Origin of the sequence: Mucilaginibacter sp. 5C4 (assembly GCF_034345625.1) — a bacterium.
In the GTDB taxonomy this organism is placed as follows: domain Bacteria; phylum Bacteroidota; class Bacteroidia; order Sphingobacteriales; family Sphingobacteriaceae; genus Mucilaginibacter; species Mucilaginibacter aurantiaciroseus.
The window spans coordinates 3,581,754-3,603,403 of sequence record NZ_CP133775.1 but is presented as its reverse complement, the minus strand read 5'-3'; the positions used below and the strand labels follow the sequence as shown (position 1 = coordinate 3,603,403).

The following is a 21,650-nucleotide window of genomic DNA, read 5'->3' as shown; positions in this document are numbered from 1 at the left end:
ATATATTATTTTATGTATGCTTTGAGCACATCTGTAAGCTTACCATAACCTTTTGCATTCAAATGCACCTTATCTCCGGAATCGTAATTTGCGTTCAATCCTTTATTTAAAAATTGCTTATCTAAATCAATAAATGTGACATTCGACTTTTTTGATAGTGATCGATAACCATTGTTCAAAATCTTCCTGGAGATGCTTGTATTATCAATAAGTGAGGTTGGAAATACACTTAGCAGATATATTTCTGTTTGCGGGCTTATCTCCTGAATGGTTTTAATTGTGTTGGAAACGTTATTGATGATTTTTTCAGTGCTTTCGTTAGCTAATAGATCATTAACACCAATCTCTATAAAAACCTTTGCTGGATGTCCGCTTGCTATATCTAAGGAACGATGTAAAACACCTGTTGATGTGTCATAATAAATCCCTCTGTTTTTGACATTTATTGAGCCAAAAAGCTCGCTTACCTCATAGCTTTGGAATTGGCTGTCACCAACGAAAAGAACATCATTGGAATCTTTAGGTAAGTTTTTCAGTACCTGATCCCGATTTACAAAATATGTTAATCGGGGATTAAGATTAGGCTTAGGCATTAGCACATAATGCCTTACAACTAAACCCGCAAACACCAAATTGACCAAAATAGATACCGTTAAAATATGTTTTTTCATGACGTTAAATTATCAATTAAAATTAAACCGCTACCGTAGTTAAAGCACCACCGTTCGCAACAGTTACCCTGTACTTTGTTCCATCGGGTGATTTAAGGATTATGCCATTACCATTAATTAAATTTTCAAAAGTGCCATCAGCATTGATGTTCCAGGCGTTAACCTCATTATTACTCACACCACCGCTTACTAAGAATTGTATTTTACCAGCTGAATAATCATTTTTGATTGCTGTGTAATTAGATTGTGTAAGCGGAATAAATTTTCCCTGTATCCCCCCAATAGATGCAGCTATACCGTTGGTTGTACCTATGGCCACATCGCCTCTTTTTATATCGGGCGCTGTATCAAAAGTGCCACTTGCACCCAAAACAATCCAGCCTTGATGAGGTATATACATCACGTCTTGACCGTTAACGACATAACGGATTCTTAACCCTCCAGCTATAGTCATAACATCACCGCTATCCGATAATTGGATAAACATTTCCTTACCATCAGTTGCCTTTTGAATGATCTTAGATTGATGCTTTAGAATAATATCATTTGCTCCAGGCTCATCAGGGAGGTCGGCACCCGACTGTATCAATTGACTAAAAAAAGCCTTGCCGTTTAATCTAAAACCAGATTTTACAGAGTTTAAAACCCCTACTTTGCCATCAGCATCAATTCCTAAAACAGCACTCCCATCCTTAAGAATCTTATTTACGCTAAGCAATAATTGTTTTATTTCGGCTACACCATTGATGGCAACAGATTGCCCGTGCGAATAAACATCCGGTTTAATTACATCTGTGATGCCACATGCCATTAGGTAATGTCCTGCTGCGTTTGGGTGTACACTATCAGCTACATTAAAATCACCGCCCCTGTCTTTGATATAGTTAAATACATCAAAATACTTAGTGCCAAAAGCGGTGCTTACGGCTAAAGCCGCTGCATTGAATGCTTGTTGAATGGCTAAAGTCACCACACCACCACCGGCACCCGTATTGCCATAAAATGCAGGTTTTTGATAGGTTGTAGAAGTAATTAGTATATCTGAGCCAATCCAGCCTTTCGAAATACAATTATTTAAAACTGTTGTGTAATCTGCTTGAAAATTTGCTGCATTGTAATTCGTTCCACCATAATTAACATCGTTAATGCCATAAACAAAAACGATAAACTTATCAGCGGATGTTTTTGTAGGTATTTGATTTAAGCGGTCAATCATGTTTGGTGCTCCAGACGGATCAACGGGGGCGCGTTTCTCTAAAAACGATGCAGAAACCCCGTAATTGACCTCTGTTAAACCGAGAAAACCAGCCACCAGTGTTGCAAATGGGCTTCCCCCAGCAGATCCCGTTCCACCAGTTATGCTATCTCCAAAAAAATGAATGTTACCCGCAGTCGGGAATGCCACTGATAGAGGGTTATTTAACATAAGAGATTTCGCAGCCGAATCAAATTTTAAAGCACCATCCTGCGCAATTGTACCATCAGCAGCTCCAAATGCGATTTGCTTGTCTTGTAAACCCGAAACCCCACCACCACCGCCGCCGCCAGTAGGGCCTTGAGGGCCAGCAGGTCCTTGTGGACCCACAGGGCCCTGTGGGCCTGGATTAGTTGCAGCAAAATCCGCTACTGCTTTTAAATTATCAGCTATAGTATTTGGATCTATGCTCTCAACGGGCTTGTCGTTATTTATATCTGCATCTATTGCAGTTTTCAAATCGTCTAAAAGGCTCATATTATGAAAATTGATTTGTGAATTGATTTGTAAATCTTGAATTGGATGCAGGTAGTTTGTACCTGAGCTCTCCTGTTGCAGTTTTGTAAAGCGTGTAATTTGAAAGATTTAAAACAGTGGCCTCAGCTTCATCAGCACAAATTGGTGCGTTTTGAATATAGGTGACCATGTCAAAATTACCTCCATCAGCTCCAGGAGGCCCCTGTGCACCATCAGCTCCAGCAGGGCCTTGTATGCCCTGACCACCCTGAGCGCCCGTTTCACCCTTTTCTCCCCTTTCTCCTATAGGGCCTTGAATACCAACAGGGCCAGCAGATCCGGTATTGCCCTTTAAACCTTGAGGCCCAACAGGGCCTTGTAAGCCAGCAGCACCGGCAGCGCCCTGAGCACCTTGTGCACCTGGAGCTCCGGCAGGGCCTTGAGGGCCTTGTGCAATTGCGGATATTAAGGGCGTAACAAAACCTATTACCCACGCTTTAAAAATTGCAAGGCTGTAGCGCTTAACCCCTCCAGCGCCCGAGCTTGTTGATACTGGCAGCTCGTGGCTATCCAGTAACTCTGTGCCCTCTGGCAACTCATGTATCTTTATAATATCCATTACGCGCTAATTGAAATATTGTCGTTTGTTATGATAAATTCATCATTGTTTGTGCCTAATACAGCGGCCTCATCCTGCTCATTGATGCTCACAACTATAATTTGATTTTGCAGTAAATAGGCTGCATAGTCGGGTTGAGCAGATTCGGGATATTCATCCTGTATGTTGATCATTGTACCTGGTTGAATCACTGCATCCAGCTCCAGATCATTATCCAGGCATAAATCAATTACGGCTGCTGCTGATCCGTAATGTTGTACTGCCAGATCTATCAGGTTTTGCCTGTCTTTAACCATCACAGATCTCATAATCCTTGTATAATTGGTTTTTTAGTTTTTACCGATTTAATCTCTAACTCAGCTGGCTCATCGCTTAAACACTCCAGCTCAAAAGGCTGTATGTTTTGGAAACCCTCAGATGATGGCCAATTAGCCCTCTCGATAACAAGGCTGTGAATATCCATCAGATTTAATACCTGCGAGGTTACGCTCATTGCCTTTTTGCATTTAATGATCTGCATTAAATCCTGTAGCTGCTGTTCAGGATATTCCTGTGAATCGTAATTAATTAAAATGCCCCTGATGGTAATTGAATAATCATCTTCTGTGATATATTCTTTTACAGATCCTTTTTTCTTTGTCATCATCGTTTTGGTGATGATGTCCTGGCCGGTTATATCGAACAAAGGCCAATCAGGAAACGTGTAGATCTTTTGTGGAGCGGTGACAACCCCCGCGTTTATGATTGCCGGTATAGTGAGCGCAATTTGCTCGTAAATGGGCGTGCCTAAAGCGCTTTTTATGCTTGATGCAGGTAATGGTATAGTTTCAATTCCATCATACAGCTGCTTTTGATTCTCATTGGTTCTGAGCGCCTTGTTAACAAGTTGCCCAGCAGCGAACGTTGCGGCATTAGCTGCAAAATTCACTGCTGATTTAGCAACATTGCCTAACACATCGGTTTCAGGAATGGCAAACCTAACACCTTTAAGGCCGAAAACCTTTTGGTAAAGGTTTGCAATATTAAAGCTGTTTTGTGATGCCATGATTAAAATTTTATAGTGTCTTTACCGTCTTTTAATGAAAATCTTTGTGATTCAAATTCGAGTGTCCAGCGGAGGCCCTGCCATATCTCTGAGAACTTCTCATCAGATAACTCATCCGGATCTATCTTGAGATGATACCGGATGAGTGCATTGGCTGGATAAAACTCAATAAAATGCCCCCATCAGACCGATTGAAGAAGTACCCTTTTGCCGCGTGATGATGACCCCACTTCGCCAAAGCAAAGTGACCCCTCTCGCCACGCGAAAGTGACCCCCTAAAAGAGCTCGAAGTTTTTGTATTGACGGTACCTGCGGACAAAGTTTTTGTTTACTTTTTAGATAAACGAAAACCAGCGAATACAATGTCCAATAAACCGATCAAGATGAATAAACTAAGGCAGATCATTCGATTATACTGTCAGGGTACCGGGGTCAAAACGATTCACGGGATGGTAGGTATTTCCCGTAACACCATTAAAAAGTACGTACGTGTATGGCACGATTTGGGCATAAGCCACGAGGCATTTGGCGCCAGGAGCGATAGCGAGCTTGCCGTGCTGTTCACTACCCCGGTTGGCAAGACCGAGAACAATCCCCGTATGCAGACGCTGGAGGCCTTGCTTCCCGAGATATGCAAGAAGCTCAAAAAGAAGGGCGTAACCCGCGAGATGCTGCATAATGAGTATATCGAAAAGTATCCTGATGGCTATGGCCGTTCGCGGTTCAATAATGCGGTCCACACTTATCTACAACTCTCGCGGCCGGTCATGCACATTGATCACAAGGCCGGCGATAAGATGTATATTGACTTCACAGGAAGTAAGCTGCAGATCACCCTATCCGAAGGTAGCGTACAGGATGTGGAGGTGTTTGTAGCTATCCTGGGCTGCAGTCAGCTTACTTATGTAGAAGCGGTGGAAAGCCAGCGTAAAGAAGATCTGATCAAAGCCTGTGAGAATGCGCTGCATTACTTTGGCGGGGTTCCTGTTGCCATGGTGCCGGACAACCTGCGTTCTGCGGTAACCCGGGGAGTAAATACGAAGCCATACTTAATGACGAGTTCGCTTCCTTCGCTGAACATTATTCCGTTACCGTTGTGCCTGCACGTGTTTATAAGCCGCGTGATAAGTCCTTAGTGGAAGGAGCGGTAAAGTTGATCTACCGGAGCATATACACCAGGCTGGAAGGCCGCAGGTTCAGCGATCTGGGATCGCTGAACTCGGCTATACGTCCCGCTTTAGAGATCCATAACAACAAACCCTTCTCCGGGCGGACCTACTCCCGCAGGGAACAGTTCGAAGAGATCGAACGGGATGTACTGGCACCACTGAACCCATTGCGTTACGAGGTTAATAAACAGGTAATGGTTACCGTTATGAAGAACGGATATATCCGCCTGGGCGAGGATATTCACTATTACAGCGTGCCTTACACTTATATCGGAAAGAAGGTCAAGGTCTTATATACTTCCGGTTCCGTTAAGATCTATTACCAGTACACTCAGATCGCAGCCCATCCACGTGTCCGTATCAAGTATCGCCACACAACAGATGACAATCACCTGGCCTCGCAGCATCGTTTCCTTACTGAATGGTGCCCTGAAAAGTTTATTCAGGAGGCCGAAGCTATTCATGAGGATGTAGCCCGCTACATTACCAAGGTACTGGAACATAAGGTCTATCCGGAACAGGCTTACAAATCATGCGCTGGCATTCTAAGCTTTGCCCGTCGTGTTGGTGCCGGAAGGCTGGCTGGTGCCTGCCGCTGGGCCTACAACCTCCACCAGTATAACTATCCAATTATCGAAGAGATACTCAAGAAACGCCTGGACCAGCTTCAGCCAGAGGACGAGACATCAGTGATCCCCGCCCATAACAATATCAGAGGAAAAGAATATTACCAGTAACCCATAAAACATAGAACAAATGAATAATGAAACATTAGACAAGATGCGTCAGCTTCGCCTTTATGGCATGTATGATGCCTTTAAAACCAATCTGGAGAGTTCAGTAAAAGAATCGCTTACAGCCGATCAGTTCATCGCCCTGCTGGTCGCCAGTGAATGGGACGACCGGCGAAACCGTTACGTAGAACGAGCCATCAGGGGAGCAGGCTTTAGGTATAAAGCTTCGTTGGAGCAGGTTGACTACGGTATAGATCGTGGTCTGGACAAGAATGAGGTACACAGGCTGGCCGGGCTTGACTTTGTTAAGGAGCACAAGGATCTGTTTATTACCGGTTCCACCGGAACAGGCAAAAGCTATCTGGCGACAGCGCTTGGCTATCAGGCCTGTCAGAATGGGTACAAGGTCTTATACGTCAATACGGCCAAGCTTATGGGCCAGCTGAAGCTGGCCAAAGCAAAAGGTACCATTCTGGCAGAACTGAAAAAAATAGAACGGGCCGATCTGTTGATATTGGACGACTTCGGTCTACAGCCTTTTGATGCCCAGAGCCGGGCTTCTTTACTGGATATTATAGAAGACAGGCACCAAAAGCGCTCTACGGTGGTCACTTCGCAGATCCCAGTCAAGGAATGGTATGATGTTATCGGTGAAAAAACAATCGCCGATGCTATCCTTGACCGCATTGTTCATCACTCATTAAGGGTTGAACTGTATGGCGAATCACTAAGGAGAAGAAACTCTAAATCAGAAAATGTATTTTTGTAAAAATAATAGTTGTTAAACCGGACAAAAGCATCCGCTCCCAGGAGCCTGTCTGTACAATAACTTTATGCTCTTTTAAACCCTTAACTCAAAGGGGTCACGAACGATTGGCGAGAGGGGTCAATTAAATTGGTATATCCATATTGTGAAGCTTAGGTAATCTTTAGTTGTAGTTGGTATCCAGCTCTCTTTTAAAAGCTTGATTCCCTCTTTCCAGTTATGATCATCGAAACGATCCTCCATTGCGTAAAGGCGCTGTATTTGCTTTACATCAAGAAATCCTTTTGTGCGTTCCATAGCGCCCATGATTATATCAAGCACATCCTGATCACCTGCAAATCTGTTGTTGATAAAGTCTCTGATGTGCTTCTCTGCCTGTACCGATCGCTCATCAAAAGTGCCCAGCTGATGCCTTTTAAGGTTCATTTCCATACTGCCATCAGCATTGCGAACCTTAAATGTGCCTTTACCATCTGCATGCCTTTTGCTATATTTTTGCAGTAGCTCATAAAGCGTTTCGGCTTCACCAAAAGCCAGATCTTTAAAGTTTCTCATAGCCTCGTTTAATGCCAGGGCACTTGTAGCCAGCTTCGTTACCGTGGCATCTTTCAGGCTCTCATAACTGTTTCTTTCAGCCTGTTCTTGCTCTTTTTGTTCGGCCAGCCTTTGGTTTAGCAGGTCTTGTAATTGTTCTGTTGTTAGCGTTTCTGCTGTTTCGATTGTCATATCCTAAATATTTATTGTGTTACCGTTTTGTGCGTATAGTGCTATTAGCTTTTTGCGAACCTCAATCCGCTCCTCAACCTGTTGATCAGGTAAGCTTTGCAAGCGATCCTCCAGCGCTTTGATCTCCAGCGCTAAGGAGGTTTTGTCTGTTTGTTTGTCCATGAAATCGTTTTTGATAATTAGTTAAATGAAAATGTAATTCGGCTCTGATCATTATTGCCACGTTGTACTCATAGCTCAGCGGATCTAAGCAATCTGTTAGCTCATAGGTATGGGTGTGTAGTGATGCAGCTTCTGAATATTTCAAGCTGATGATGTACTTTTTTTTAAATGTGTACAGGTATTTTTTTGACACCATTTCACCGATCTGAATGATATTAAATAGAGCATCCAGATCTGCATAGTTTTGCCACTGGATACAATGATCAACTTTGGCCTCATAGATAGCGGGGTTTGTAAACCCGCAAACGGTATAAAGCTGATCTCTATTTAATTTCAACTTGATCACTTTACTGCCTCCTTTTTCCCTTTTTTGTGAAACTCATCCATGCAATAGCCAATCATTGAGCAGCTTTTACGATCCATCAGGTCATCACTTTTAAGCCTTTGGATGTTATGCTGAAATAAGTATTGATCCAGCAGCACCGACTTATCAGCAGATCCTGAGTAGTAGATCAAGAAATCTTCATCCCTTTTTGACCACTCATTTTTCCACCACTGCCAGAAAAACCTTGTTTCAATAAGCATCCTATAACCAAGCTCATCACCATCTGTGATGCGTTTGGCATAGGAAATGCCAGCCTCGTATTTAAACTCACAGTACTGCATCTCATCCCAATTTAGGACGGCCTGTATCATCTGCTCATTGTTTAAAATTTGCAGCTTAACGCTTGTTACATGGCTTTTTCTGGTAGTGTTCATGCTATTGATGTTTGTTGTTATTGGTATTATGCTGCCTGCTCTCCCTCAGCTGGCTCTGTAGTTGCCTTATTTTGAATCAGCTTTTTAGCTCTCCTCAAATCACCCTCACTGCTATTGTATATTTCAGATATGTGCTCCGGATTAGTCACTCCGTTTGCTGTACAGATAGCGGTAACATCCGCTTTTGATGGCTTTTTAAGCTCTATGAAGCGCCTGCCAAATCTTGAGAATATTTCCTGATAGCCTTTTTTGTTAAGGAATAAGCCACGGCTGATCCGTTTCTCCAACTGATCTGTAGCCAGGGCAACGATGCCACATTTATCCTCACATAGGTTGTAAAAGGTGATAATGAAGTAAAAGGCCTCATCTTTTAGTTTGTCAACCTCATTGAGGATAACTAAAGGCCTGAAAGTTTTATTAATGTTGGTTACAGCGCGTTCAACCATCATTGGTACAGTGCCGTCAACGCTTTTGCCCATTGCTTTAAGCAACTCCATCATAAAATATTTTTTGTTGAAGTACTCAGCGCAATTGATTAGGTAAACATCATTTACTTCTGTTGCAAAATCTTTGACAGCTGCATCCTTTCCCCAACCGGCACCGCCTGTAATGGCATGTACACGGCTTTGAGCTTTAGCATCCATTAGAAAGCCACGGATAACTTTGTAATTGTAAGTTTCTACAACTTTCCAGTCACCCATTTCAAAGCCTACTTGTTTACCAATATTGATCCACATGCGATCTGCAATGAGATCCCATTTATCATTCAATATTTGTGAAATTGTACCAGGTGATACATCTTTCAAGGCCTTTGAGGCCTTTGCCTGGCTGGTAAATCCCTCACAGAATTTCTCCAGGAGATCCTTGATTTTTACTTTTGATTGTTCTTTCATTATATTTGTTTTTTATTGTGGCTCGTTAATGGCCCTGCAACGCGGGGCTTTTAATGGGATTACATCATACTATTGATGTCAATATCCTCTGTATAATCATCAAAATCACTTTCCAGTAATTGAGTAGCAGCATGCTTTAACTCTTTCACAAGGCCTCCAGCAGATAGGTAGCTGGCTGCATCCATACGGGCTCTTTGCAATACGCTTTGGCGGGTTTCTTTGGATGTTGCAATCATTTTAACATGGCCGGCTTTTTCGCCTATTCGACTATTCAAGTAGTCGGATGTGTGATCTTCATAATCCGCTTTAGCCATTGCTACAAGCTCATAGTCATAGCACATCAACCTCGTTTTTTCGTCGGCGCTGATGGCCAGTACACCCCTTAAATCGTAAGGATCATATTTGATCTTGCATGTAGTACCGAGGGTTTTTAAATACAGCTCTTTAGGTGCTTCATATATCCTTTTTCTTTCTTGCAGGATAGGTGTAAGGCCTTTATTGGTAAGTGTATTAAGCTCTAACTGGCCTGTGTGTTGATTAACATGATCATAACCTAATAGCATTAAATGCTGCTCATCGCTAATGATCCGTTTCTTATTTTCCTGCATTGCACCGAATGCATTAAGCCATTGCTGTTGCTTAGTTGTTCCGGTTGTTTTATCCGGCATATTTCTAAGCTCATTTATGAAATTCGCTACCAGATCAGCAGCCTGATCCACTGTGGGAAAGCTCTTTTTATTGGATTCGAGCCAGTCTCTGCTGATCTTTGTTTTGGCGGTTACGTTAGGGCCGGAATAGTTGTTAGGAAATAGCTCTCTTAACTTGCTGCTCCAGTTACCTCTAAAGGTTTGCTCAATAACTTTACCTCTGGAGTTACCTAATTGCGTAGGTGAAAATTCAGCCTGGTTACTAAACCATTGAGAGAAATCGTTTTTCGCTTCGCGGTCTATGCCCCAACGATCTGTTTGAATTTGATGCCAAAAATATCGGCCTCCGGTAAGTTCTTTAACGTGGTTTGCAGCATTTAAGTAAGCCGCTTTAATCAGATCCTTTGTATTGGTATCACCAATAGCATAACCTAAAATATAGTCGTTAAACGCATCTATTACGATGTATAAAGTAGGCCTGTAATAGTGATATGCGACATCGTGGCCTTTTTTGTTCGTTTTAACCTGTTGAAAGAATACATCCAGCTCATTATCATCAGAGTTTATCAATAAAAGTGGCGCTGTTGAGCGTTTTCTGTTTATTACCTTACCCGCTTTGTTGTACCAAACATCTTTACCATACCTATATCCGTCAATTTCGACAGCGTTATTGTGCCTATAATTACCAACGGTAACAGCGGTTATTGTCTTGAAACCTGCCTGAACAGCAACGAGATTGTATTTTTCGGCAATAAACAGATCACTATATTGAGCCGGATGGCTGATCATTTCAATCAGTAATGCATTGTTTAGCTCATCCTTAACCTTTTTGCTATTGGTGTTTCCCCATTTGCCGGATACTATACACTCATAGCCAAGATCTTTGTATTCTGCAATTTTGCGCTTAAGAGGTACATAAACCTTAGGTAATTTAATTACATCAGCCTCAAAAATTCTGGCAATGGCATCATATAGCTCTGGTTTTTTATCCATGCAAAGCACCTTTTTGCATTTGCTCCAGTTATTATCAAGCTCTATGAGGAGGTTTAACCAGTTAGCACAAGTAACATATTCCTTTATAGTATCGTTAGGCAGGGCAATGGCATCTTTGCGATATGCTGTGAAATAATCCATTGCTTTAGTATCTGTACGTAGGTATTGCTTAATGATCTGGTTGTGGTAATAGGTATAAGGATCACCAAACCGCTTAATGATCATATCCTGATATTTGGATTTAAGATCCTCATACTGTATCAGGGTTTTGCGCTTATCAGACGGATCTTTGATAGCATCCCAGGAGAGAATTGTTCTCCGTGGTACACCACAAGCTTCCAGCTCCGGCACTTCTAAATACAATATGTTATCAATTATTCTCATTGGTGGTGTTGTGCACCTGGCTGGAGTAGCGATCTCCGTTTATCCTCTAAGCCAGGTTATTTTTAATTATCTATTCAGCGGTAATGCTGATTCGCTTTCACATTGCTCACAGATGCAATCGGGGCATAGTGTGCTCCCGCAGGTTTCGCAGGTTGTTGTTTCGGGCTCTGTAGTGTGTGCTCCGCAATTATCGCAGAATAGCTCTAATAGGGTATTCATTATTGACCTCCCCCTAATAGCGTATCACCGATATGGATACCAAGCAGGGATAAACCCATGGCAATACAGAATAATAGGATAGCCTCATTTTGGGTCATATCATCATTCATTAGTTTAAACCAGATAGCTTTTGAGTAGGTAACGATTGCTTTTTTCATGTTATTTAAGTGTTTTATTGTGGCTTAATTGGTGCTTTCATCAATGGATTCAGCAGGTTTTGACAGGTTATCCTTTGCTTCAAGGATGGTATTATAGGTTGCGAGGATTGCCTCGTTTTTTCTTTTGCCATTAACTACCATTCTTACATAGGAGGCGCTTACACTGTGAGCTCGTGCTGTTAGCGTTGCGGTGTCATCTCTTTTTTCTTTTTCCATATTATTTGAAAGATTTTTGTTTCCTTTGTTGCGAACAACGAAACAAAGATTGTAAGTAATTCTAACAATTGCAAGAATTTCTAACAATATATTTCACATGAGTATTCACGCCCGTATAAAAGCCATTAGACTGGAATCAGAACTAAGTCAGGAGGAGTTTGCAGCTTCTGTAGGACTTAAGCGGGCAAACTATGCGCAAATAGAGTTGGGAAAGCAAAATCCAACGCTTGAAACAATCTCTAACATTGTTAGAATTTATCACAAGCCGTATGAGCTGGTAATAGACGGCAAAGAAATTGCACCTATTCCTGCATCTAATGTTGCACCTATTGTATTAAAAAGCGGTAAAAAGTCGGGATCTTTCCCTGCCTTGAACATGCCTAATTACATAACTGTAAATAGCGATAATGAGGAGAATACCATCTTTGTTACTGCTAAGGCAGCAGCCGGTTATTTAAACGGTTTTGAAGATCCCGAATACAGGGATTCATTGCAGGTAATTAACCTGCCAGGGCTGAACGGAGCAACGCATAGAGCATTTGAAATAAAAGGTAACTCAATGCTACCTACACACCATAGCGGATCTATAGCTATTGGCCGTTTTGTCGAATCGTTTAATGACATTAGGGATAGGCGTATATATATACTTGTTACTAAGGAGGGGATTGTCTTAAAACGCGTTTTAAACCGTATTGCAGACGATAATAAGCTAATACTGTTATCAGATAACGATAACAAAAGAGAATACCCAAATTATCTGGTTTCGCCTGAGGATGTACTGGAGATATGGTACTGGAGAGCATCTATCATTAGGGAATCTCCAGAGCCAGGAACGGTATATACAAGGATCAACGATCTGGAGGGCCGTCTGGCTTTAATTGAAAGCCTTTTAAAGGGCAAATAAACACCGTTTAAATAGTATTATTACAATCGTAATTATACTTACGTCCAAAACATCTACCATATTGAATTAGTTATAACCTTAGAATGGTGCTTAAATGGTAGTGAATTATACTTTTGGATTTTTCGCCATTTTTGGATTGTCTTAAATAAAGTGGCTTTACAGTATCAAAAACGCCATTTTTGCCATTTTTGCCATTTTATATATTTATACTTTTTGTTTTTAGCCCCTTAAAATTAACTAAAAAGATATTAAAGTAATGTTATGCTTAAATTCATTGCTGTTTATTGTCAAAATCGGCGTTTTAGCAAATACATAACTTAAAAGTAATTTTTTGATGAATTTCAATTTAGTACACCTATGCAGGTAAAATATAATTTGACTTTAAGGGCAATAACTTTAGATTTGCCCTACAAAAACTAAAAAGCCGATGAGCGTTCTCGTAAACAAAGATTCTAAAGTTATAGTACAGGGTTTTACCGGTAAAGAAGGTAGCTACCATGCTGAGCAAATGATTGCTTATGGTACACAGTTAGTTGGTGGTGTTACACCGGGTAAAGGTGGCCAAAGCCATTTAGACAGGCCTGTTTTTAACACGGTTAAAGACGCGGTTGACCAAACAGGTGCCGATGTATCTATCATTTTTGTTCCGCCAGCTTTTGGTGCCGATGCTATTATGGAAGCTGCCGAAGCCGGTATCAAAGTTATTGTATGTATCACCGAAGGTATCCCCACAAAGGATATGATTGCGGTAAAAGAATATTTAACCGATAAAGATAGCCGCCTTATTGGCCCTAACTGCCCGGGTGTTATTACTGCGGATGAAAGTAAAATTGGTATTATGCCGGGTTTTATCTTTAAAAAAGGCCATGTAGGTGTGGTTTCAAAATCGGGTACGCTTACTTACGAGGCGGTTGACCAGGTTGTTAAAGCCGGTTTAGGTATCACTACCGCTATTGGTATTGGTGGCGACCCAATCATAGGTACCCCAACCAAAGAAGCTGTTGAACTATTAATGAACGACCCAGACACACACGGCATCATCATGATTGGTGAAATTGGTGGTGGTATGGAAGCAGAAGCCGCTCTTTGGATCAAAGAATTTGGTACGAAACCGGTTGTTGGCTTTATTGCCGGCCAAACAGCGCCTCCGGGCCGTCGTATGGGCCATGCTGGTGCAATTGTTGGCGGTACCGATGATACAGCTGCTGCAAAAATGAAGATCATGCGCGAGTGTGGGATCCGTGTAGTAGAATCTCCTGCCGAAATTGGCGCTGCTATGGCAGAGGAATTGGCGAAACTGAAATAATAGAATCAAGACTGCAAGAGTCAGGAATCAAGATATAAGAAAATCCCGGTCAATTTTGGCCGGGATTTTCTTGTTTAATACCTACTGTGTCATTGCGAGCGATAGCGCAGCAATCTTATAGGACAAGCGGATATGCTGAGATTGCCACGTTGCTATGCTTCTCGCAATTACATAACATATTTATTCTAAAAATCCTTAAATTCGTTAATTCCGCTTCAGACAAAATCATCCCGCTATGAAAAAATACCTTGTTCTTTTTCTTTTAGTCTCCACTACTACTTTCGCCCAATACAAGCCTGCAACCTTTACAGACCCCGACAGGCTGAAGAAAATTGAGGCGACTTTCCCGGTTATCGATAAGCTTTATAAAGAATATGCCGAGCAAAACCACTGGCCGGGTATGGCTTATGGTATTGTGGTGGATGGTAAGTTGGTGCATACGGGCAATATGGGTTATACCGATATCGACGCCAAAATACAGGTAAGCTCACAATCCGATTTTCGCATAGCATCCATGACCAAGAGCCTTACAGCTATGGCTATTTTGAAACTGCGCGACGAAGGTAAATTAAAGTTGGATGATCCCGCTTCGCTTTACATACCCGAAATGAAGAACAATAAGTATCTCACAAAAGATGCTACACCGATAACCATTCGCCATTTGCTTACTCATGCCGCAGGTTTCCCGGAAGATAACCCATGGGGCGACCGCCAGCTGGCGGTTAGCGATGATGAACTGGTAGCCATTTACAAAAAAGGGGTATCGTTCTCTAATAATCCCGGAAATGGGTATGAGTATAGCAACCTGGGTTTTGCAACTCTTGGGTATATCATAAAAAAAGCATCGGGCAAAACCTATGAGGATTACATCAGCGACAATATCTTGAAACCCCTCGGCATGACGCATACTTATTGGGAATACACAAAAGCACCCAAAGATAAGTTGGCCCACGGTTACCGCTGGATGAATGAAAAATGGGTAGAGCAACCCTTACTGCACGATGGTGCATACGGCGCCATGGGCGGGTTGATAACCACTATTGAAGATTTTAGCAAGTATATAGCAGTGCACCAAAATGCCTGGCCGGCCAGGAATGATGCGGAATTGGGGCCGGTTAAACGCAGTTCTGTCCGGGAGATGCAATGTCCCTGGGATGTCAATTATTTAACCCCAGATGCTAAAACCACTACTGGCAGGCCCTGCCCAACGGTGTCCGCCTATGGCTACGGTCTGCGCTGGGCTAAAGATTGCGATAACCGGGTTTATGTTGGCCACAGCGGTGGTTTACCCGGCTTTGGCAGCCAATGGAATATCCTGCCGGAGTATGGCGTTGGGGTAGTTTGCTTCGCTAATTTAACGTATGCTAACGGCGGCAGGGCTAATGCCATCGCGTTAGATACCTTGCTGGCATTGTCGGGTATTAAACCTAGGGCTATTGCGGCCTCGCAAATATTAACTCAACGCCGCGATGAATTAGTAAAACTGTTACCCAACTGGGACAACCCAATAGCAACCAGGATTTTCGCCGATAACTTTTTTATGGATTACTTCCCTGACAAATTAAAAGTCGAGGCTACTGATGTTTACGCCAAAGCCGGTAAAATAGTAAGCGTGGGAGAGATTATACCCGATAACAACCTGCGAGGTTATTTTATTATGAAGGGCGAGAAGGCTGACGTGCGCGTGTCGTTTACCTTAACGCCCGAGAACCCGGCGTTGATACAGGAGTATCATATAGGGGTGGTGAAGTAAATGTATCCTTTTATAATCCTGAATTGAAACATCTATTACCAACTGCAAATTCGTAAGAATAGATATTTTGTTCCTCAGGATTATAAATACACCTTTAAATATTGCTGCTGTTATGCTAAACCATTTATCCTGAAAGAATAATAGTGTTCTTTGTCGGGTTTATTTTTATCTGAAAGTAGCACGTACCTCCATCATCAACTATTTGTATTTGAGTTTTCCATGAATTTTGAACTGAGCAACAGCAATTTACCCAAACCTCTTTTTCTTCTTTAGCATTAGTAACAACTATTACTTGTTTATAATATTTTCGGGCTGTTTAATGGTGCTATTTGCAGTCTTAATAAACGCTAAGAAACTCACAAAAAGGAAATATTTCACGATTACAGTTTATTAAAGTAAATATACTATTCATCCGTCAAAGCCATGTAAACATCCATTCCACAAACAAAATCTGCCCTCAAATTGTCGTATATTTATATAGCAGGAGAGGTGAAGGCGGAACCTCAAATCACTATCCCGATAGCTATCGGGACAATAATTCAATAAATCATTAATTATAATGGCATATAACCAATTAACACCCGAAGAAGAATATATCATATTACACAAAGGTACCGAGCGCCCTTTTACCGGCGCGTTGCTGGATAACAAGGCCGAAGGCGTATACGTTTGTAAGCGTTGCGATACACCGTTGTACACATCCGAATCAAAATTTGAATCGCATTGTGGATGGCCAAGTTTTGACGATGAGATAGCCGGTGCAGTTAAATGGGAAGCCGACGCGGACGGTAGTAGGACAGAAATACTTTGCGCGAATTGCGGTGCTCATCTAGGCCACGTTTTTCAGGGTGAGTATCTTACACCTAAAAATACCAGGCATTGTGTAAACTCGGTTTCTATGAAATTTGTACCGGTTGACGAACTGAAAAAATAAGTCAGTACGACAGGCTTAATGAGCCCCGAAAATTTAAATCCCCGCCGATTTTTCGGCGGGGATTTTTTCTTTTTCCACATGTTGTTTTGTTAAATAATCAGTCACTCAATATTAAATTTTCGGCGCGTAAAAATGGCGTTTTTGAGGCCTTTTACCTTAGGTATTCCTTTGATTTTTAGGCCTGTTGACAACGTGTTTATATCCTGCAAGGATTAACAGTTTTTTATTTTTAAATATTCAATTTATTGGTTTGAAACTTGGTAACATACTGTTTCTTAAGTTCTTGTTTTTAATGTCATTCTAAAATACTTTTGAAGTATTGCTGGATATTGTTGACAACTTATAGGTGATGTTAAAAACTTAGACTAACATGAAACGGTGTCTTAGCCTATCTTTGAATTAGAAGTTCTTTTTAACGTTATCTATGTTGTCGATAGTTCTATCGAAACAGAAAAGAAAAGACCATGGTAAAACATGGGCTAATGTGCAACTAAAAATAGTTTAGAAACGATTAGTGGGGGTGTAGAAAGTGAGTAATATAAATGCGAAAAGCAAATTTTTCGCCGTTTAAGCAAAAACTCGCATGGTATACCTGTCTGCTGTCGGCTCGGTACAAAAGTAGTAGGATAGAGGGTTAATAGGAAGATGAATTTAATACATAATATATAAGGAACCGTTCGTATGGCAGAGCAAACAGAATTACTACTAAAGGAAAACAAAGACCGCTTTGTGATCCTCCCAATAAAATATCCCGCTATTTGGGAAATGTATAAAAAGGCCGAAGCCAGCTTTTGGACAGCAGAAGAGATAGACCTGTCTGACGATATGAAACACTGGGAAGCTTTGAACGATGGAGAGCGCCATTTTATTTCGCACATCCTGGCTTTCTTTGCAGCAAGCGACGGTATTGTTAACGAGAACCTGGCCATCAATTTCATGAGCGAGGTGCAGTTACCTGAGGCACGTTGTTTTTATGGTTTCCAGATCATGATGGAGAATATCCACTCAGAAACTTACGCGTTATTAATTGACACTTATATAAAAGACCCTGTCGAAAAAGACCGTTTGTTCCACGCTATTGATACCGTGCCATGTGTAGGTAAAAAGGCCGAATGGGCGCTTCGCTGGATAAACAACGGAAGCTTTGCCGAGCGTTTAATAGCATTCGCGGCAGTAGAGGGGATCTTCTTTAGCGGTAGTTTCTGCTCTATCTTCTGGTTAAAAAAACGTGGCTTAATGCCGGGTTTAACCTTTAGCAATGAACTGATCTCCCGTGATGAGGGTTCGCACTGTGAGTTTGCTTGTATGCTTTACAAAATGTTGGATGTTAAATTATCAACAGCAGATGCGACCAAGATCATCACAGATGCGGTTGAGATTGAAAAAGAATTTGTGAGCGACGCGCTACCTGTAAGCCTTATTGGTATGAATGCCAAACTGATGAGCCAATACATCGAATTTGTGGCCGACCGTTGGTTAGACGAATTAGGTTACCCTAAAGTATACAACGTATCGTGTCCGTTTGATTTTATGGAGATGATAAGCCTGCAAGGCAAAACCAATTTTTTTGAGAAACGCGTTGGCGATTACCAAAAAAGCGGCGTAATGAACAGCACCGCAGAAAGCAAGGCGTTCTCGTTAGACGAGGATTTTTAGGGTAGAGATTAGAGGCTGGAGATTAGAGATTGGTTTTTAAATCGGTGAAATCGCAACAGCAAAAAATCGGTGAAATCATCCTCAAATCGGTGAAATCCCAAATAATAAAATAATTAACAATAAGCCCTGTCGGGTTGGCAGGGAATAAGGAGGTGGCAAAATGTTCGTATCAAAAAGAGACGGAAGAAAAGAGTCGGTAAAATTCGACAAGATCACAGCACGTATCGAAAAACTGTGCTATGGGTTTAACCTGGTTGACCCAATTGATGTGGCAAAAAAAGTAATTGAAGGTTTGTTTGATGGTGTTACCACCTCCGAACTGGATAACCTTGCAGCCGAGACGGCAGCATCGTTAACCACCAAACACCCGGATTACGCTTTACTTGCCTCGCGTATAGCGGTATCCAACCTGCACAAAAACACCACCAAGTCGTTCTCTGAAACTATGAAACGTATGTATGAGTACGTTGATAAAAAAACCGGTAAAAACGCCGCTTTACTTGCCGATGATGTATACGAGATCATCCGCGAGAATGCCGATATCCTGGATAGCAGCATTATTTACGACCGCGATTTTGGTTTCGATTACTTCGGTTTTAAAACCTTAGAAAAATCGTACCTGTTAAAGGTAGACGGTAAAATTGCTGAACGCCCGCAGCACCTGTTTATGCGTGTATCGGTAGGTATACACAAAGAAGATATCGAAAGTGCCATCAAAACATACCACCTGATGAGCGAACGCTGGTTTACCCACGCTACACCAACCCTTTTCAATGCCGGTACACCAAAACCTCAAATGTCATCATGTTTCCTGTTAACCATGAAGGATGACAGCATCGAGGGCATCTACGATACGCTTAAACAAACTGCCAAGATCTCGCAAAGCGCGGGTGGTATTGGTTTAAGCATCCACAATGTAAGGGCTACAGGCTCATACATCAGCGGTACAAACGGTACCAGCAACGGTATCATCCCAATGCTAAAAGTATTTAACGATACCGCACGTTATGTAGATCAGGGTGGTGGCAAGCGTAAAGGCGCTTTCGCTATCTACCTGGAGCCATGGCATGCAGATATATTTGAGTTCCTTGACCTGCGTAAGAACCACGGTAAAGAAGAAATGCGCGCACGTGATTTGTTCTACGCCCTTTGGGTATCTGACTTATTTATGCGCCGTGTAGAAGCTAACGAGGAGTGGACATTGTTTTGCCCGCACGAAGCACCGGGCATGGCAGATTGCCATGGTAAAGAGTTTGAAGAACTTTACGAACGTTATGAGAGAGAAGGCCGAGGCCGTAAAACCATTAAAGCGCAAGAACTTTGGTTTGCAGTGCTTGATGCCCAGGTTGAGACCGGTACCCCATACTTGTTGTATAAAGATGCTGCCAACGCAAAATCTAACCAGCAAAACCTTGGTACCATCAAAAGCTCAAACCTTTGTACCGAGATAATGGAGTTTACTTCTGATAAAGAAGTTGCGGTATGTAACCTTGCCTCATTAGCGTTGCCACGTTACGTGATCAATGGCGAGTTTGATCACGCTAAGTTGTACGAAGTAACCTACCAGGCTACGTTGAACCTTAACAAGATCATCGATAATAACTACTACCCAGTTGTTGAGGCAGAGTACTCTAACCTGCGCCACCGCCCAATTGGTTTAGGTGTACAGGGCTTGGCTGATGCCTTCATCCTGTTACGTTTACCATTCGAAAGCGAAGAAGCAAAACAACTGAACAAAGACATATTTGAAACCATTTACTTTGCTGCCATGACGGCTTCTAAAGACCTGGCTATAAAAGATGGCGCTTACGAAACCTTTAAAGGCTCGCCTTTATCAAAAGGTAAGTTCCAGTTCGATCTTTGGGATGTAAAACCCGAGAGCGGCCGTTGGGATTGGGAAAATCTGCGTTTAGATGTAATGAACCACGGTGTGCGTAACTCATTGTTAGTAGCGCCGATGCCAACTGCATCTACCTCACAGATTCTGGGTAACAACGAATGTTTTGAGCCATATACTTCAAACATTTACACCCGCCGTGTGCTAAGCGGCGAGTTCATCATTGTGAACAAACACTTACTGCGCGACTTAGTGAACCGTGGTATCTGGAATACCTCAATGAAAGACAGGATCATTACCGCGAACGGTTCTATCCAGGACATCGCCGAAATCCCTCAGGATCTCAAAGAGATCTACAAAACCGTTTGGGAAATTAAGATGCGTAACATTATAGATATGGCTGCCGATAGGGGAGCTTATATCTGCCAGTCGCAATCGTTAAACCTGTTCATCAACGCGCCAAATGCGTCAAAACTAACTTCAATGCACTTCTACGCATGGAAGAAAGGCTTAAAAACAGGTATGTACTACCTGCGTACACAAGCAGCATCGCAAGCGGTTAAATTTACCGTTGAGAACCAGGGTGGTGGTAAAAACATGGAAGCCGTTATACCTGAAGTTGTTTCTGACAGTAACCAGGAAGAAATGCCGGCCGGCCCATCTTGCTCCATGGAAGAGGGTTGTGTTACCTGCTCTGCATAATTTGCCTAATATTTCATATAAATTATAAGTAGTCGGAAAGTCAGAAAGTCCGCAGAAGTCCGAAAGTTAAAAGATGTTTTCTCATCTTTGCTTTCGGACTTTTTAATTAAACAAAAAATCACTTCACGGACTTTCGGTCTTCACCGACTTTCGGACTCAAAACAAATGCTCACTTCACCCAAACACGAAATACTCTATTGCGACCGTTGCAGCGCGCCCTTTGAATGTAAAGCAAACTCATTCACTAAGTGCCAGTGCAGTACCGTGCAGCTAAGTATCAACGAGGTGCAGTATGTAAGTGAGCTTTATGATGGTTGCCTCTGCGCGAACTGTCTTCTGCAATTACAAAAGGAGTATCAAGAGAGTTTGTAGAAGAATTTTCATCTCTGTGTACTTTGTGTTTTCCTTCGTGCCCTCTGTGGTTAACAAATTTTTTGGCAAAACCTTTGCTACAATTAAGTACAAATTCAACACATACTACCATGGCAAAATATTCAGAAAAAGCGGGCGAAAAGGTTGAGGAAACCATGCACGAAATGAAAGAAGGCAAGCTGAAGAGCGGCAACGGTAAAAAGGTTACCAGCAAAAAACAGGCTATAGCGATAGGGCTATCTGAGGCACGTAAAGAAGGCGCTAAAGTGCCTAAGAAGAAAGATTAAATATGTTATGAATCGCCCGGTACATGG

General features: G+C 42.1%; 23 protein-coding genes. 11 read left to right on the top strand and 12 right to left on the bottom strand.

The window, feature by feature from the left end:
• Window positions 1-5 precede the first annotated feature (5 nt).
• Genes RHM67_RS16905 through RHM67_RS16885 form a run of 5 tightly spaced genes read right to left on the bottom strand, consistent with a single transcriptional unit; the run spans window position 6 to window position 4,046 of the window.
• On the bottom strand, window positions 6-671 hold the full coding sequence (locus RHM67_RS16905; protein ID WP_322228160.1) for a GDSL-type esterase/lipase family protein: 666 nt from the start codon (window positions 669-671) through the stop codon (window positions 6-8).
• Between the two features lie 22 nt (window positions 672-693).
• Window positions 694-2,403, bottom strand: coding sequence for an SGNH/GDSL hydrolase family protein (locus RHM67_RS16900; protein ID WP_322228159.1), 1,710 nt, complete (start codon window positions 2,401-2,403; stop codon window positions 694-696).
• Between the two features lies 1 nt (window position 2,404).
• Window positions 2,405-3,001: a hypothetical protein gene (locus RHM67_RS16895; RefSeq protein WP_322228158.1), complete on the bottom strand. Its 597-nt coding sequence runs from the start codon at window positions 2,999-3,001 to the stop codon at window positions 2,405-2,407.
• The gene (locus RHM67_RS16890) at window positions 3,001-3,309 is read right to left on the bottom strand and encodes a hypothetical protein (RefSeq protein WP_322228157.1); all 309 of its coding nucleotides are present in this window, start codon (window positions 3,307-3,309) and stop codon (window positions 3,001-3,003) included. Before RHM67_RS16890 ends, RHM67_RS16895 begins: the two co-directional genes overlap by 1 nt.
• Window positions 3,306-4,046, bottom strand: a complete 741-nt coding sequence (locus RHM67_RS16885; RefSeq protein WP_322228156.1) for a DUF6046 domain-containing protein — start codon at window positions 4,044-4,046, stop codon at window positions 3,306-3,308. The genes RHM67_RS16890 and RHM67_RS16885 overlap by 4 nt, the downstream gene beginning before the upstream one ends.
• Window positions 4,047-4,429: 383 nt before the next feature.
• Between RHM67_RS16885 and RHM67_RS16880 the strand changes: the two genes are divergently transcribed.
• From RHM67_RS16880 to istB, 3 genes are read left to right on the top strand one after another with little or no spacing between them, the layout of a single operon-like run.
• A complete protein-coding gene (locus tag RHM67_RS16880) occupies window positions 4,430-5,182 on the top strand; it encodes an IS21 family transposase (protein ID WP_322227469.1) in 753 nt (250 codons plus the stop codon).
• Window positions 5,182-5,952 (top strand): Mu transposase domain-containing protein, encoded by a 771-nt coding sequence (locus tag RHM67_RS16875; protein ID WP_322227468.1) that lies wholly within the window; start codon window positions 5,182-5,184, stop codon window positions 5,950-5,952. Before RHM67_RS16880 ends, RHM67_RS16875 begins: the two co-directional genes overlap by 1 nt.
• Before the next feature lie 19 nt (window positions 5,953-5,971).
• Entirely contained in the window at window positions 5,972-6,718 is a 747-nt protein-coding gene (gene istB, locus RHM67_RS16870) for an IS21-like element helper ATPase IstB (protein WP_322227467.1), read from the top strand.
• 117 nt (window positions 6,719-6,835) lie between these two features.
• Here the strand turns inward: istB and RHM67_RS16865 are convergent, their stop codons facing one another.
• The 7 genes from RHM67_RS16865 to RHM67_RS16835 form a co-directional block, all read right to left on the bottom strand.
• Window positions 6,836-7,441 (bottom strand): DUF3164 family protein, encoded by a 606-nt coding sequence (locus RHM67_RS16865; protein ID WP_322228155.1) that lies wholly within the window; start codon window positions 7,439-7,441, stop codon window positions 6,836-6,838.
• 85 nt (window positions 7,442-7,526) lie between these two features.
• Complete coding sequence (locus tag RHM67_RS16860; RefSeq protein ID WP_322228154.1) at window positions 7,527-7,949, bottom strand: hypothetical protein; 423 nt, start codon at window positions 7,947-7,949, stop codon at window positions 7,527-7,529.
• Window positions 7,946-8,362 (bottom strand): hypothetical protein, encoded by a 417-nt coding sequence (locus RHM67_RS16855; protein WP_322228152.1) that lies wholly within the window; start codon window positions 8,360-8,362, stop codon window positions 7,946-7,948. Before RHM67_RS16855 ends, RHM67_RS16860 begins: the two co-directional genes overlap by 4 nt.
• Before the next feature lie 26 nt (window positions 8,363-8,388).
• A complete protein-coding gene (locus RHM67_RS16850; protein ID WP_322228150.1) occupies window positions 8,389-9,255 on the bottom strand; it encodes an AAA family ATPase in 867 nt (288 codons plus the stop codon).
• A gap of 59 nt (window positions 9,256-9,314) precedes the next feature.
• Window positions 9,315-11,279: a hypothetical protein gene (locus RHM67_RS16845; RefSeq protein ID WP_322228148.1), complete on the bottom strand. Its 1,965-nt coding sequence runs from the start codon at window positions 11,277-11,279 to the stop codon at window positions 9,315-9,317.
• Between the two features lie 218 nt (window positions 11,280-11,497).
• Complete coding sequence (locus RHM67_RS16840; protein WP_322228145.1) at window positions 11,498-11,656, bottom strand: hypothetical protein; 159 nt, start codon at window positions 11,654-11,656, stop codon at window positions 11,498-11,500.
• Between the two features lie 24 nt (window positions 11,657-11,680).
• Window positions 11,681-11,872 (bottom strand): hypothetical protein, encoded by a 192-nt coding sequence (locus RHM67_RS16835; protein WP_322228142.1) that lies wholly within the window; start codon window positions 11,870-11,872, stop codon window positions 11,681-11,683.
• Between the two features lie 97 nt (window positions 11,873-11,969).
• On the opposite strand from RHM67_RS16835, the gene RHM67_RS16830 reads away from it, so the two are divergent.
• From RHM67_RS16830 to RHM67_RS16795, 8 genes are all read left to right on the top strand, one after another.
• Window positions 11,970-12,776, top strand: a complete 807-nt coding sequence (locus RHM67_RS16830) for a LexA family transcriptional regulator (RefSeq protein ID WP_322228141.1) — start codon at window positions 11,970-11,972, stop codon at window positions 12,774-12,776.
• A gap of 427 nt (window positions 12,777-13,203) precedes the next feature.
• Complete coding sequence (sucD, locus tag RHM67_RS16825; RefSeq protein ID WP_252756223.1) at window positions 13,204-14,082, top strand: succinate--CoA ligase subunit alpha; 879 nt, start codon at window positions 13,204-13,206, stop codon at window positions 14,080-14,082.
• A 235-nt stretch (window positions 14,083-14,317) separates the two neighbouring features.
• Entirely contained in the window at window positions 14,318-15,835 is a 1,518-nt protein-coding gene (locus tag RHM67_RS16820; protein ID WP_322228139.1) for a serine hydrolase domain-containing protein, read from the top strand.
• Window positions 15,836-16,394: 559 nt separating this feature from the next.
• The gene (locus RHM67_RS16815; protein ID WP_322228138.1) at window positions 16,395-16,769 is read left to right on the top strand and encodes a methionine-R-sulfoxide reductase; all 375 of its coding nucleotides are present in this window, start codon (window positions 16,395-16,397) and stop codon (window positions 16,767-16,769) included.
• Window positions 16,770-17,450: 681 nt separating this feature from the next.
• The gene (locus RHM67_RS16810) at window positions 17,451-18,425 is read left to right on the top strand and encodes a ribonucleoside-diphosphate reductase small subunit (protein ID WP_322228136.1); all 975 of its coding nucleotides are present in this window, start codon (window positions 17,451-17,453) and stop codon (window positions 18,423-18,425) included.
• 160 nt (window positions 18,426-18,585) lie between these two features.
• A complete protein-coding gene (locus tag RHM67_RS16805) occupies window positions 18,586-20,964 on the top strand; it encodes a ribonucleoside-diphosphate reductase subunit alpha (RefSeq protein ID WP_322228135.1) in 2,379 nt (792 codons plus the stop codon).
• 165 nt (window positions 20,965-21,129) lie between these two features.
• Window positions 21,130-21,336 carry a cysteine-rich CWC family protein gene (locus tag RHM67_RS16800; RefSeq protein WP_322228133.1) on the top strand — a complete coding sequence of 69 codons (207 nt, stop codon included), beginning with the start codon at window positions 21,130-21,132 and terminating at the stop codon, window positions 21,334-21,336.
• A gap of 110 nt (window positions 21,337-21,446) precedes the next feature.
• Window positions 21,447-21,623: a DUF6496 domain-containing protein gene (locus RHM67_RS16795; RefSeq protein ID WP_322228132.1), complete on the top strand. Its 177-nt coding sequence runs from the start codon at window positions 21,447-21,449 to the stop codon at window positions 21,621-21,623.
• Window positions 21,624-21,650: the final 27 nt, after the last annotated feature.